The organism is Protofrankia sp. Cas4, from assembly GCF_963555915.1.
In the GTDB taxonomy this organism is placed as follows: domain Bacteria; phylum Actinomycetota; class Actinomycetes; order Frankiales; family Frankiaceae; genus Protofrankia.
In genome coordinates, this window is record NZ_CAUVXL010000015.1 from 1 (window position 1) to 12,839 (window position 12,839).

The window sequence follows — 12,839 nt, forward strand, 5'->3', positions numbered from 1 at the left end:
TGCCGACGCCGCTTGGACCTTCGACAACGACGAAGAGCCCAGGTCTCGGATTCATGCGGCCACCGCCGTCGAACGCTGGAACTGTTCGCGCGACAGCTCAGTAAGCCGGGCTCGCACCTCGTCCACGGTTGCCTCCCCGAACTGGATGTTGACCGAGAAGTTGAACTCATCCCGGCCGCGCATGGCCTCATCCACGCCGCCCGCCGTGAGGTCCACGGCCGTGTAGTCGAGGAGCTGCTGTTGGCTGTACTTCCCGCTTGCGATGAGCCGCTGCCACTCCGGCGTGCCGGGGTAAGGCCGGAACTCGAAGACGCTTGCCCGGAAGCGTCCAGGCTGGTGCGCCGTGATGTCCCACAGGTCGTAGACCAGGCGCACCGTTTCGCTCAGCTCCTCGCGGGTCTCGGTCGGGAAGCCGAGGATGAAGTACCCCTTAACCGAGATGCCTCGCTCCGTCAGCCGACGCACCACGGAGCGCGTCATGTCCGGCGTGATCCGCTTGCCCATGTACCTCAGCAGGCGCCCGCTCCCGGACTCGATGCCGAGTGCCACTTCGCGGCAGCCGTTGAGCTTCAGCAGCTCCACCATGTCGTCGCTCATCCGGTGCAGAATGTTGATGCGGCCTGTGGCGTCCCAGACGTAGCGCCGTCCGATGCCCGCTTGAGTGAAGGCAGCCATGCACGTACGGATGAAGCGCTCATAGCCGAGGAACAGGTCGTCAACGAACCGGAAGGCGGTCACGCCGTAGCGCTGGTCCAGCTCGCGCATCTCCTCGATGATGTTCTCGGGGGTGCGCGTCCGAATAGTGATCTCCGGGTTGGCGCTGACGGCCGCGCCGCAGAACGAGCAGTCGTACGGGCAACCACGAGCGCCGACCATGTTGGCCTCCAGCCGCCCGTCGCCGGCGCGGTACGGGTCGTCCGTGAGAAACGTGCGGTCTACGAAAGGCAGACTGTCGATGTCGGGCGCGAGGTGGTGTCCCCTTCCCGGGCCGCCGCCCGTGACCGGCATCTTCATCACAGGGTCGAGCCACATCACGCCGGGCAGCGTGGAGCGGTAGCGCTTGTCCTTGAGTAGTTCGACCACGCGCGTCTCGCCCTCGCCGAGTACCAGGGCCTCGCAGCGTGCAAACCGCGGATCGGTCAAGGTCTCGGTCGGCATGGCCTTGGCCTGATGCCCGCCGACCATGACGTTGATCGACGGATCAAGTCCCGACGCGATACAGGCGCTGATCTCGTACGTCGGCGCGAGCAAGTTGAAGCCCGCCCAGCGCGGCGACAGATGGTTGACGAGTTGTGCGGTCTGGTCAAGGCCTAGCCCCAGGGCTTCCGCGTCGATAACGCCGACGTTGAAGCCGTGAGCCTTGGCGTAGGTGGCGATGTAGCCCATGCCGAGCACGGGCAAGGTGAAGTCGTTGATGCGCGGGCGGAGGCTGTAGTCGCGCAGCGGTGCGTTGATGAAAAGGGCGTCGAGCGGGCGAGCAAGGTCCGCGCCAGCCACGGCACGGTCAGCCGATATCTCCATGTTGAGAACCCCAAGCGAGCGTCAAGAGCGTGAGCGAGCAGAGATGTTCGCCAGCGAGCGCACGCCAGGTCTGGCCGAAGGTCGGCTCGTCGTTCGGCCAGTCGTGGGAGGGTGCAGCTCGCTTGGCCCAGGTCCGTACCGCGAGATCGGCGTAGGGGTAGAGCGACCAGTCATTACTCCAGTCGGCCACGGCGGCGTGGGCGGTCCACGGGCCAATGCGCGGCACGGTCTGGAGTTCGGCGATCAGCGTATCGGGGGCAAGCTCCCGCCACTTCGCGCCCTGCTCTCGGTACGCCTCGGCCGCTGCCATCAATGGACGACGCTTAAAAGCCATACCGATAGAGCTAAACTGCTCACTACTTAGACTAAGCACAGTCTCGGGTGTCGGAAAGAGTGCGTACGTGCCGCCGTTCGGCAGTGTGATACGTTCGCCATACGCTTCACAGAACGCCCGGTACAGCTTCTTTGACTGCCCGGCGCGGATGACCTGCCGGATAATCGCCATGCTGATGGCGTCCCAGAGGTCAGCGTTGCGGAAGCGGAGAACGGAGCCGAGGCCGCGAAGGGCGGTCGCCAACTCGGGGGCCTTGTCGGCTACGTTATTCGACAACGTGAAGACATCGTGGGCGGGCGTAGTCATCTCGTTCCTTAGCGCGTCGAGCTTGAACGTGCCGCCCTGCACCGTGGCCAGCCAGCGGCCACCGTCCGGCGAGACGAACACCCGCTGCCAGCCGTCATCAGTAGGCAACCATGCGGCGTGCTCGGTCATCACGAAATCGAATGCGTTGGCCACGAATCCTCCGAACTATTGACGTGCTTGGTTGACGGGATTATCTCATGTCGTCACCTCCGGGCGAGTCGTCATCTATTGCGCGCAGGCCATCACAGACCCGGCGCAACATGCCGGGGTCGTCCATGACTTCTATCGGATCGACCGGCTCTCGATTCGGCACTCGCTTGGGGAGCGGCGACAGGGCAAGCTCTTGCATCTGGTCGAGTGCGGGTGCGGATGTGCTCAGCAGCAACTCGCCCCAGACGACCTTGCCGCCTGTTTTCGCCGCGTAGTAATTCCAGCGCCGACACAAGCGCGGCACGGCGTCCAAGCCGCCGCCCTCGGCGCTCAGGTCGAACGTCGGGTCACTGTCCGCCACCTCAATAATGAGCCGCTGCTCGATCACGAGGAGCCGCACGACGATGAGTTTCAGATCATCCAGCTCCACCCGGCGTGGGTGTGGGTCAGTGATGCCCGTTGTCCTCACGGCTCGCATGACCAACTTGGTTGCAATGTCGTGTGCCGCTGGGACTAGCGCATCAAGCCGCCAGGCATCAAGGGCGTATGTGACAAAGAGTTGCGCACACACGACGGCGGTTGGCAGCGCCGCAAACTGCATCTCACTACGCAGGCGAAACTCAGGAGGTCGGGTATGGGTCATTGCCTGCCGCGTTGGTCGTTCGGCCAGGAGCGTCATGGCGTTCCTCCGATGGCTGGTTCATGACGAAGACCCGCGCGCCGGTTTCCAGCTCGATCAGCGCGCGCATTGCCTGATGCACGCCTGGAAAGCGCGAGAAATGCGTGAGCGAGGGAATGAGGACACCAGATACGCCAGGGCGGCGCAGCGACTCGACCATGACGACGAAGCCTGAACGGCCAAGCTGGTCGTTGCCTCCTTCGTCGCGGTCGGTGAAGACGCCAGCCAGGGTTAGCCCCTCTCGATCAGCGTAAGCCGCGAGATCGCGCATCAGGCAGTCACCGATGTCTTGCGGGTCGGCCGGGCTGAGGCGGATGTAGCCGTAGACAAGTGGTCGCATGGTTAGCGGCGCCCCTCCAGGAGGCACTTGGAGAGCCAGACCGGCGACGGCTTCGGGGAGCAGCATTGCCGGTCCGGTCGACTTCGGACGGACACTCACAGCAGCGTCAGGTTGTGATCCGCGAGCCGGGTGGACTCGCAGGGCCAGCTCACGCCGCAGACCACGCATAGGCCGCCCACCTCGATGTGCTCGTGCAGTACCCGTACTGCGGTCCGGCACAGCTGCCGCAGCTCCGGCGGGAAGTAGTCAGCGACGATCGGTGCGGCCGGAGCCGATGTTTGGCGGGTCATGGATCGTTCTCCCTGGTTGGGGACGTGTCCGGGTAACCAGAGAGTGGCCTGGCTGGGCCGTACCGGGCATGATCGCGGGGGTATACACGCCATACATGCCGTGTATGTCGTTCGCCGCGTAGGGTGGACCAGGCTCTAGAATTGCTGGTCAGGATGCCGCACCCGGAGATCAGGACGATCATGGACGCGAACCGCCCGGCACGTTACTGCCGCTGCGGAACGCGCCTTGCCCGCGACAACAAGAGCAGCCAGTGCGCCCCGTGCCAGACCAAGGCCCGAGACTTCATCATTCAGCCGCCGGACTTGCCTGATGATTTCTGGGATACCGATCAGTTTCGGGATGCTTTCACTGCGCAGCACATCGGCCACGTCTCGCGGGCGTATCGCAAACACCCGCAGCACATCGCCGTATACGGCAAAGACGGCATTCCGCAGGGTGTTGTCGCCGGTTGGCTCGGCCTGACGCAAGCGCAAATCAGTCGTATCGAGAACGGCGCACCCGTCCGCCATCTCGACAGCCTGACGCATTGGGCACGGACGCTTCGCATTCCCGAGCATCTACTGTGGTTCAAATTGCCCGGTGAGCTGCCTGCAAATGGCAACGTCCGTATGACCGAGGGAGAGATGGCGACTATACCGCAGCAAGCCCCGCCGCGGCCCGTATTGCTTCAGGCTCCGTCATTCAGACTGCCGCTTGGCAGCAGCAATGGTTACGCCTCCGCGATACAGTCATTCCGGGCGGCGGATCGCCAGGTCGGCGGCGGTCATCTCTACGCCACGGTCGTCAAGTACCTGCAAGCTGAGGTCGCGCCACGCATGTTCGGAGTCGATCACGGCAGCGATGGAAGGTTGGCTTTCACGGCCGCAGCCGCGTTGACCGAGATGGCTGGGTGGATGGCTCACGACGCCGGGCGGGACCAAGCCGCCGGGCAGCACTTTGCGCGCTCTCTTGATCTCGTCAAGCTCGGGAACGACCGGCAGCTCGGCATACACATCCTGGCCAGCATGAGCCATCTAGCCCACCACCAGGGCAAGTCGGCCGACGCCATCCAGTACGCGCGACGAGGACGTGAAGTGCTGGCCCGTGGTCCGCGGTTGCCTGAACTCGAAGCTCGTCTCCTTGCGATGCAGGCTCGTGGCTTTGCAGTGCTGCGACGATTCGACGACTGCACGCAGCTCCTCACCGAGGCGGAGCGGGTGCTTGAAGCGCAGCCGGTCGAGGAACGGTCGCCATGGGTGAGCCACTTCGATGAAGGCTCACTAGCGAACGAGGCCGCCCGGTGCCTACGCCAACTCGGAGACCTGACTCAGGCGGAACGGCAAGCGGAGCGTGTCATCGAGCTGCGGCCGGGGGACCGCACACGCAGCCGGGCATTCGGGCAGCTCATCCTTGTAACTGTGCTCATTGCCCAAGGCAGGCCCGACGAAGCCTGTGCCGTGGCTCAGGAGGTGCTGGACGCGACCCAGCAGCTCGGCTCCTATCTCGTCATCCAGCAGCTTCTTGATCTCAAGCGCCTGCTGGAGCCGCACCGGGGTACTCGGGTGGTGGCCGAGTTCTTGAGCTGCCTCGATGAGGCGCTCAGGGAGCGGGTGTGGCTCTACCAGTGGCTCACACAGGACGGACGTGGCGATGGAACGGCGCTCGGGGAGAGATGGTGAACGCTGACGCTCCGCTGTATGAGCGTGACCCGGAAGCTTGGCAGGCGTACTTGGCAGAGGGCAACGCGAAGCAACCACGCAAGCGAGTCAGCGCTGACGTGATCCTGCGCGACCACGCGGGCCGGATTCTGCTCGTTGATCCGCAGTACAAGCCCAACTGGGACACGCCGGGCGGCATGGCCGAGGCCAACGAGCCGCCGCACGAGGCCGTGCGCCGTGAGCTGAAGGAAGAACTCGGCCTGGACGTGCATGTGGGCGGATTGCTCGTGGTCGATTGGGTATCGCCACATGGGCCGTGGGATGACCTGCTCGCCTTCGTCTTCGGCGGCGGCGAGCTGAGCGACGAGCAGATCGCTGGGCTCAAGCTGCGTGACGAAGAGCTGTCGGCGTTCGAGTTCTGCACGCCCGAGCAGGCGCAGCAACGGTTGCGGCCGTACGTGTGGCGACGGTTGGCGGTGGCGCTCGACGCACTGAAGACGGGGCGCGTGCAGTATCTACAGGATGGGTACGCACGTTAGGCAAGGCCACATTGACATACGCCCAAACTGGTTCAAAATAAGAATAAAGTTGGAGAGAATTCATATATGCTGACTCGCAGTCTATTCCGGCTGGGGATGGGTGAGGAGGTATCGTGAGTCCAAGGTCTGGTGGTGAGGCCGACAAGTTCGGCAATCGCTACGAAGGGGCCTGGACGGTACGGCACCTCCTATTCGTGCTTGCCGGAAAAGCGGAGTCCGTCACCGTCGAGGATTTCGGTGACTTGGCGCAGGGTGTTGAGTTCACCTATCGTCGTCACGACGCTACTGAGGTTCACCAGTTAAAGCGCCAGGACGGTAGAGCGAACAGCTGACCGGTTGAGGCCGCCCCCGCCTTCGGGGTGTGGGGCCAGGTCCAGCTGTTCGGCCAGCGGCGGTCGGGACGTCATGGGCTTTCCTCTCGAACGTGCCGATGCTCGGCCAGTTTCGGATTCGTGATCTCAGCGACCAGATATCATTTGTATATCCAGGCTGATTCCGCCCGCCCTCGGTTACCGGCGACGCTGAGATGGTGCGGGCGGTGCCGAGGGACTCGTCACCACCGGCCCGCGGATCCGGCCCGGACCCGCATCACACCAGAGGAGCGGTCGATGCACCCGTCCTATGAGTCAGCCGCACTGCCGGGAGTCGTGCGCCAGCTCGGCTATGTCGTCCGTGACCTCGACCAGGCGGTGGCCGCCTGGCTCAGCATGGGTGTCGGCCCCTGGTACGTCCTGCGCGGACGGCCGCAGAGCGGGCTCTATCGCGGCCAGCCCTGCGAGGTGACGTTGTCGGTCGCCTTCGCCAACACCGGCGATCTGCAGATCGAACTGATCCACCAGGAAGGCGACACGCCCAGCATCTACACCGAGTTCCTCGCGTCCGGGCACGAGGGCTTCCATCAGCTGGCCTGGTGGGCCACGGATTTCGACGCTGCGCTGCGGGCTGCCCAGGCCGCCGGCTGGCGGTCGATACCCGGCGGTCGGCGCCTTTTCACCTGGATCGTCCGTGGAGAGGATGCTTCTCGTTGTCGTACAGCAGCGTTCGTGGCGATCGGGAGAATCCATGACCATCGGGGCACCGCCATCCACATCGCAGGGTATGCCCGTCGGCTCGCCGCCTCCGTTCGACGCCGAGCTGGTGGCGGCGCTGGAGGCCCTCGGGGCTTACCTGCCGTCGTCGGTGACGCCGGAGATGATTCCGGGGTTTCGCGAGGCCATGGGCGGGATGGTCATGGCGGACGAGGAGCTGGCGCGTGGTGGCGCGTTCGACGTCCAGGACGTGGCGGTGCCCGGTCCGCCCGGAGCGCCTGACGTGTCGCTGCTGGTGTGCCGACCCGCGGCGGCCAGCGCGCCGTACGCGGCGTTGTACTACATGCACGGTGGTGGAATGATCATCGGCAACAATCGGCTGGGTGTCCCGGAGACGCTGGACTGGGCGCAGGAGCTGGGCCTGGTCGTGATCTCCGTGGAGTACCGTCTTGCTCCCGAGCATCCCCATCCGGCGCCGGTGGAGGACTGTTACGCCGGGCTGCTGTGGACGGCCGCTCACGCCGCCGAGCTGGGCGTCGACCCGGCTCGGATCGTGATCGCGGGTAGCAGCGCGGGCGGTGGGCTGGCCGCGGCGTTGGCGCTGCTCACTCGGGACCGTGGCGGCCCGACTCTGGCCGGGCAGATGTTGCTGTGCCCGATGCTCGATGACCGTAACGACACGCCCTCCGCCCGGCAGATGGCGGGGCGGGGCGTGTGGGATCACACCGCCAACGCGACGGGCTGGTCGGCGCTGCTGGGCGCCGATCGCGGCGGCCCCGACGTCTCCCCGTACGCGGCGCCGGCGCGGGCCGATGACCTTTCGGGGCTGCCGCCGGCGTTCGTCGACGTCGGTTCGGCGGAGACCTTCCGGGACGAGGACGTCGCCTACGCGACGCGTATCTGGCAGGCCGGTGGTGTCGCCGAGCTGCATGTATGGCCTGGCGGTTTCCACGGGTTCGACATGCTGGCGCCGCACGCCGCGGTCTCGCAGGCCGCGAAGGCGGCGAAGCTGCTGTGGCTGCGCCGGCTGCTTGTCGGCTGAACCGGCCGCGGGCAGGCTGAACCGGCTGCTTGCCGGCTGAACCGGCCGCGGGCGCCGTATAGATCAGACGGCGTAAGCGGCCATCAGGCCCGGTCGGGTGCGTAGGGGTGGCCGGGTGGGTACCAGGTCTCCGCGATGACGGTGATGTCGCCGACGGCGACGCGGCGGCGGTCTTCGTCGGCGCAGGCCTGGGTCGAGTGCCGCGGCGTGCTACGGCAGGAAGTCGGTGATGCTCAAGCCGGACTGGCCGACGATGGACCGGAAGGTTCCGATGCGCATGTTCTTGCGTCCCATGGGGACAATCACGGTCCGGCCGGGCGGCCCGTCGTGCCGGTATTTCCGGTGAGAGCCCTTCTGTCCAGCAAGGCGGAAGCCGTGCTTTTCGAGGATTTTGCAGATTTCCTCAGAGGATGGCGTGTTAGGCACTTTGCAGCGTCAGCTTCGCCACCTTCGCCTGGTAGACGGGATGTGTCTCGATGGCGTCGCCGTCCTCGAAGAACAGTTCCAGGGCCTCCTGGACGTTGGCGAGGGCGTCATCCTCGGTGTCGCCATCGCTTGCCACGTTGACTTCAAGACACTGCGCGACAAAGCCGTCGTCCTCGTGGTAGACGACTACTGTGAGCTGTCGCTCTGCCATCGTTCGATGTGCTCCCAACGTCTTGTTCTCGATTACCAAGCGCAATTTTAGCAGAACGGAAGGTGTTTATCAATTGACGCGATGGTGTTGGTGTTCCGCCGCACCTGTGATGGTGCGGGCCATCCCACCGAAGACAAGGTTCTGGAAGGGCGCGACAGCCTTCCAGTAAAGGTGGCCGGCCAGTCCGTGCGGTTCGAAGACCGCCCGTTGCCGGTAGAGCGAGCCGCCGGGGGTGGGGGTGGCGGACATCTCGAGCCAGGCACGGCCGGGCACCGGCATCTCTGCGCGCAGTCGCAGCAGGTGGGGCCGTTGGATGTGTTCCACGCGCCACCGGCCGTGCGTACCGGCGACAGCCTCGATGGCCTGCCACAGCGCCCCCGTATCGGCCCGGGTGCCGCGTTCACGGACGTCCTCGTACACCGTCCCGCCCGACCAGCTCGGGTCGGTGGGTAGTGGGTCCGAGGGTGCGCGCGGCGTCGAGGTGCCCGACCAGCGGGTGGGCACCGCGGCCTCGCGAGTCCTGGCCAGTGCCAGGTCGACGGCCCGCTCGTAGCCCGTCAGCCCGTCGGGCGGGTCCGGGATCTCGTCGGTGATGTCGCGGTCGCGGCAGACCACCTCGTGGATGACGGACTCGATGAGCGGGACGGCGATGCTGCGCGGCACCGGGGTGACCAGGTTGACCCACTGCGCGGACAGCCACGGGGTGAGCAGCGGTACCGGGAGCACCAGGCGCCGCGGCAGGCCTGCGATCTCGGCGTAGCGGTGCATCATGTCCAGGTAGGTGAGGACGTCGGGACCGCCGATGTCGAAACCCCGGTTCACCGTGCCGGGGCGGAGCTCGGCGGCGTGGGCGAGGTAGTGCAGCACGTCGCGTATCGCGATCGGCTGTACGTGGTTGTGCACCCATCGCGGGGTGACCATCACCGGGAGTCGTTCGCTGAGGTAGCGCAACATCTCGAAACTGGCCGATCCGGAGCCGATGATGATCGCTGCCTGCAGGACGACCGTGGGCACACCCGAGTCGAGCAGGATCCGTCCGACCTCCGCCCGGGAGGCCAGATGCGGGGACAGACGCTGGCCGGTGGGGCTGATGCCGCCCAGATAGACGATCCGTCGCACCCCGGCCGTGCGGGCACAGGTGGCCACGGTGTGGGCGGCGGCGCGGTCCAGCGTGACGAAGTCGCGCTGGTGCAGGGAGTGCACCAGATAGTAGACGACGTCCTGTCCGGCGAGGGCCGTGGCGACGCCGTCGGCGTCGGTGACGTCCGCGGCCACCATGTCGACCTGGTCGCGCCAGGGCACGTCGGCCAGCGTGCCCGGACTGCGGGCCACCGCCCGTACGGCATGCCCCCGGCCCACCAGCTCCGGTACCAGCCGGCCGCCGATGTAGCCGGTCGCTCCCAACACCGCGCATCGCACACCCTGATGCTTCCCCCGCCAGGGCCGGCGGATGTCGCCCAGCGGTGGGTCGGCGCGGGCGGCGGCGGCCGCCGCCCGCCGATCCCTTCATCCCAGGAGCCCGGATACGAACGGGGACGGGTTGGCGTCACCTCAGTGGGCACCTCAGACGTCACCTCAGCATGAAGAGCTGCCTCAGGCGTGCCTGAATGAGCGGTAGGCCGACGGTGGATACATCGTAGTGGCCCGCCCCCTCAAGGACGGCCAGGTTGATGTCGTTGCCGTTGGCCACCATCTTGTTGACGGTGTTGTAGGTGACAGAGCTCGGGCTGGTGATGTCATCGGTGCCGTACAGCCAGAGGATCGGGCCCGGCAGCGTTGAGTTCTCGAGCCGCCCCTGGTTCTGGTCGAAAAACCGGGTGTTCTCTGGAAGCGAGTTGGCTGTCTCGCCGTGGATCCCTGGATAAGAGTCCAGGCGATGGGAGGGAGCGGCGTTCAGGTAGTTCTGGATATCATGCCGGACGAGGGCGTTCAGGTCCGCCAGGCATGTCTGCCAGTTCTGCTGGTAGAACCTCAACATATTGGGACCGTAGATCTGGGCCGGGTCGACGTGGTAGCCTGCATAACGTTGGGTCTTCGTGAAGTAAATGGTTTCCGCGTTGGCAAAGACCAGCTGGTCGATCTGACGGCCCGTCGGCTCATATCCAAATTGAGAGGCATCGACAATATCACGCCACAGGACCCTGTTCATGGCGCGAATATCCGGAACCGGGGCGATGGCGATGGCGCCGCGATACTCCAGGTCGGGATCAGCTTTCTTGGCCACGTTGGAATAATAAGCGGCGGCAAGCGATGCGAAACCCCCTTCCGACCACCCGGCCGACACCCATTGCCCGGACAGTTTGCTACCAAGATCTCGTTGCGCGGCGACAGCAGCGAAGATCATCGAATTCCCCGCGCTGGAAAGGTGATAATAGCCGTGGCCGGCCCTGACGCCGTCGGCCACGGGACCCAGTCCTTCGTAGTCCGGAGCGACGACGGCAACGCCCATCTTCAAGACGGCTGCCAGTAGGGTGTCGTTCGGCCCGTCAACCCATGTGTTGTGTTCCTGGAGCTGAACGCTCGGCGCACACTCCGGTGCCCGTCCGACGGTTCCGTGACCCCAGACGACAAGGGGCCAGCCGTGTGGCGGTGGTGACCCGGTGGGAACAAAAAGCATGGCCGTCGCATTGATCTGTTTTCCCTGGATGCCCGGCATGTGGTAGGCGAGCAATGTGCCCGTAGCCACACTGGATATTACCGGGGGCACGTTTCGCAGGGATGTGGGAGTACCGACGACGTCTCCGTCGCCTGTTGTACCCCCGGAGCCGCTGGAGCCCGCCGCGGGCGTGACAAGCCCACCGGTGAGGAACGCAACCAGCAGCAACACGACCGCGGATCTGCGCTGCCGCTGTAGGAACGCCATCCGGAGAAATCCCCGTCGGCCCGACGTCTTCGGGCGGCAGGCGCGGGTGGACGGCCTGTGCGGCGGAGTGCTTTCAGCTGTCTTGATCACGTCTAAAACCCACCTTCGTCCCGCTCTGCGGTCACCAGTCAATAGCGATCGATGTCGGTAGGCCTGCGTTCCCTGATAAGGATAGGAAATGCAGTCTGCTTCCGCATGCTGAGAGGCAACTTTCCGTAGCTGTTCATCCACACATGAGTGTGTTCGCGGAGCGCGACGATGCCGGTGGGTGGGGTCGCCCGCTCATGATTGACCCGGCCGGGACCGCGTCGACCCATGACTCGGCGGTGTGGTTCGAGGATCGCGGGTACGCGGGGCCCGAGCACGCACCTCGCCACATCGCTCCCCATCCATCGCTTCGCGATGCACGCACCCCAGCCCCGCTCCTTGATCCACGTCACTATTGTCGGGCGCTCTAAAAAGCATGATCGCGCGATCGTCGGCCACGGATGGTTTCCCGATATTGCTTCTTGGTAGCGTGCTGGTTAGCCTTCAGGCGTCTGGGGTGGTAACGGTGTGCGTGCCCATGGAAGGGGCAACGAAGTGACGGCGAGTGTCTTCGGATGCGATCCCGAGGTCGCCCGGCAGGTGTCCGGTGAGCTGGCAGACATTCGCGCTGCGCTCTCCTCGCTCGGTGCCGCTTTCGACGGTCTGCATGGTCAGACGGGGTCGGGTGAGGTGGAGACGGCCCTGCATCATTTCGTCAGCCAGTCGTCTGACCGGCGTGAGTCGCTGGACAAGTTGCTGGAGCGGGCGTCCGGCCTGCTGCGTGGCCTGGCAGACGGGGTATCCGCGGCGGATTCCGGCCTCGCCGGAGTGTTGCCGCCGGCGGCACCCACGGTTTTGGTCGCTGCGTCTCCTGACGCCGGCGTGACCGCGTCGCCGGTGGCGGCGGGCGGTGCGGTGTGAGCGGCACCGGCACCGGTGCCCCGACCTGGTTCACCCTTCGGGTGCCCCGCTCCTGGTTTGAGTTCGACGTGTGGCGCGCCAGCCGTACCGGTGACCTCGCGCGTCTGGTCGACGAGCGGATCGCGCAGTTCCCGCAACTGCGGCCACATCGTGCGGCGCTGCTCAAGCTGCTGCGGGAGGTCGCTGAACGCGCGGAGCGGCAGGGGGCTGTGTATTGCGCGGCCACAGCCGAACTGGTGGACGGTTCCGACGGTCTGGTGGCCAGTGTGATGGTGTTCCACACCGACGGCATGGCGACCGGCGCGGACAACACGGCCGAGGCGATCGCGGGTCAGATCATCGCGGTGGCACCGACGGATCGGAGCTCTCCGTGGCGTACCGTGACGGTCGTCGAGATGCCAGCTGGCCGGGCTGTGCGTACGCGTGGGGTTGAGCGGTCGGAGCCGGACGGGGTGCCGATCGACGGCGTCATCATGCAGACGCTCATTCCCGTGCCGGCCGGTCGCGGTGTACTCAATGTTGTT

The 12,839-nt window shown here is 65.6% G+C and carries 15 protein-coding genes and 1 pseudogene; 7 read left to right on the forward strand and 9 right to left on the reverse strand.

Translation table 11 applies throughout. The annotated features are described in order from the left end of the window. Positions 1 to 51: 51 nt before the first annotated feature. From U9979_RS01685 to U9979_RS01705, 5 genes are all read right to left on the reverse strand, one after another. A complete protein-coding gene (locus tag U9979_RS01685) occupies positions 52 to 1,521 on the reverse strand; it encodes a B12-binding domain-containing radical SAM protein (protein ID WP_322777982.1) in 1,470 nt (489 codons plus the stop codon). Continuing rightward, the gene (locus U9979_RS01690; protein ID WP_322777983.1) at positions 1,505 to 2,314 is read right to left on the reverse strand and encodes a hypothetical protein; all 810 of its coding nucleotides are present in this window, start codon (positions 2,312 to 2,314) and stop codon (positions 1,505 to 1,507) included. Before U9979_RS01690 ends, U9979_RS01685 begins: the two co-directional genes overlap by 17 nt. A gap of 37 nt (positions 2,315 to 2,351) precedes the next feature. Further along, positions 2,352 to 2,990 (reverse strand): hypothetical protein, encoded by a 639-nt coding sequence (locus tag U9979_RS01695; RefSeq protein ID WP_322777984.1) that lies wholly within the window; start codon positions 2,988 to 2,990, stop codon positions 2,352 to 2,354. Then, positions 2,932 to 3,330: a recombinase family protein gene (locus U9979_RS01700; RefSeq protein ID WP_322777985.1), complete on the reverse strand. Its 399-nt coding sequence runs from the start codon at positions 3,328 to 3,330 to the stop codon at positions 2,932 to 2,934. The genes U9979_RS01695 and U9979_RS01700 overlap by 59 nt, the downstream gene beginning before the upstream one ends. 95 nt (positions 3,331 to 3,425) lie before the next feature. Then, a complete protein-coding gene (locus tag U9979_RS01705) occupies positions 3,426 to 3,620 on the reverse strand; it encodes a hypothetical protein (protein WP_322777986.1) in 195 nt (64 codons plus the stop codon). Positions 3,621 to 3,773: 153 nt separating this feature from the next. Here U9979_RS01705 and U9979_RS01710 point away from each other — a divergent pair, with 153 nt between their 5' ends. The 5 genes and pseudogenes from U9979_RS01710 (at position 3,774) to U9979_RS01730 (ending at position 7,867) form a co-directional block, all read left to right on the forward strand. Continuing rightward, a complete protein-coding gene (locus U9979_RS01710) occupies positions 3,774 to 5,279 on the forward strand; it encodes a hypothetical protein (RefSeq protein WP_322777987.1) in 1,506 nt (501 codons plus the stop codon). Then, the gene (locus tag U9979_RS01715) at positions 5,276 to 5,797 is read left to right on the forward strand and encodes an NUDIX hydrolase (RefSeq protein WP_322777988.1); all 522 of its coding nucleotides are present in this window, start codon (positions 5,276 to 5,278) and stop codon (positions 5,795 to 5,797) included. Before U9979_RS01710 ends, U9979_RS01715 begins: the two co-directional genes overlap by 4 nt. A 113-nt stretch (positions 5,798 to 5,910) precedes the next feature. Beyond that, positions 5,911 to 6,129, forward strand: a complete 219-nt coding sequence (locus U9979_RS01720; protein WP_322752175.1) for a hypothetical protein — start codon at positions 5,911 to 5,913, stop codon at positions 6,127 to 6,129. Positions 6,130 to 6,405: 276 nt separating this feature from the next. Then, a pseudogene (locus U9979_RS01725) lies at positions 6,406 to 6,777 on the forward strand (VOC family protein); the annotation flags it as partial. An 82-nt stretch (positions 6,778 to 6,859) separates the two neighbouring features. Next, positions 6,860 to 7,867 carry an alpha/beta hydrolase gene (locus U9979_RS01730; protein ID WP_322777989.1) on the forward strand — a complete coding sequence of 336 codons (1,008 nt, stop codon included), beginning with the start codon at positions 6,860 to 6,862 and terminating at the stop codon, positions 7,865 to 7,867. Between the two features lie 210 nt (positions 7,868 to 8,077). Here U9979_RS01730 and U9979_RS25010 read toward each other — a convergent pair whose 3' ends face one another. The 4 genes from U9979_RS25010 to U9979_RS01745 all read right to left on the reverse strand — a co-directional run bounded on the left by U9979_RS25010 (position 8,078) and on the right by U9979_RS01745 (position 11,367). Next, on the reverse strand, positions 8,078 to 8,293 hold the full coding sequence (locus tag U9979_RS25010) for a type II toxin-antitoxin system HicA family toxin (RefSeq protein WP_322749736.1): 216 nt from the start codon (positions 8,291 to 8,293) through the stop codon (positions 8,078 to 8,080). Then, positions 8,286 to 8,504, reverse strand: coding sequence for a type II toxin-antitoxin system HicB family antitoxin (locus U9979_RS01735; protein ID WP_322749737.1), 219 nt, complete (start codon positions 8,502 to 8,504; stop codon positions 8,286 to 8,288). The genes U9979_RS25010 and U9979_RS01735 overlap by 8 nt, the downstream gene beginning before the upstream one ends. Before the next feature lie 69 nt (positions 8,505 to 8,573). Next, positions 8,574 to 9,923, reverse strand: a complete 1,350-nt coding sequence (locus tag U9979_RS01740) for a DUF2867 domain-containing protein (RefSeq protein ID WP_416219203.1) — start codon at positions 9,921 to 9,923, stop codon at positions 8,574 to 8,576. 151 nt (positions 9,924 to 10,074) lie between these two features. Next, the gene (locus tag U9979_RS01745; protein ID WP_322777991.1) at positions 10,075 to 11,367 is read right to left on the reverse strand and encodes a lipase family protein; all 1,293 of its coding nucleotides are present in this window, start codon (positions 11,365 to 11,367) and stop codon (positions 10,075 to 10,077) included. A gap of 582 nt (positions 11,368 to 11,949) precedes the next feature. Between U9979_RS01745 and U9979_RS01750 the strand changes: the two genes are divergently transcribed. Further along, entirely contained in the window at positions 11,950 to 12,315 is a 366-nt protein-coding gene (locus tag U9979_RS01750) for a hypothetical protein (protein WP_322749740.1), read from the forward strand. Then, positions 12,312 to 12,839, forward strand: a 528-nt coding sequence (locus U9979_RS01755; RefSeq protein ID WP_322777992.1) for a hypothetical protein, incomplete at its 3' end; no start/stop codon positions are given. The genes U9979_RS01750 and U9979_RS01755, both read left to right, overlap by 4 nt.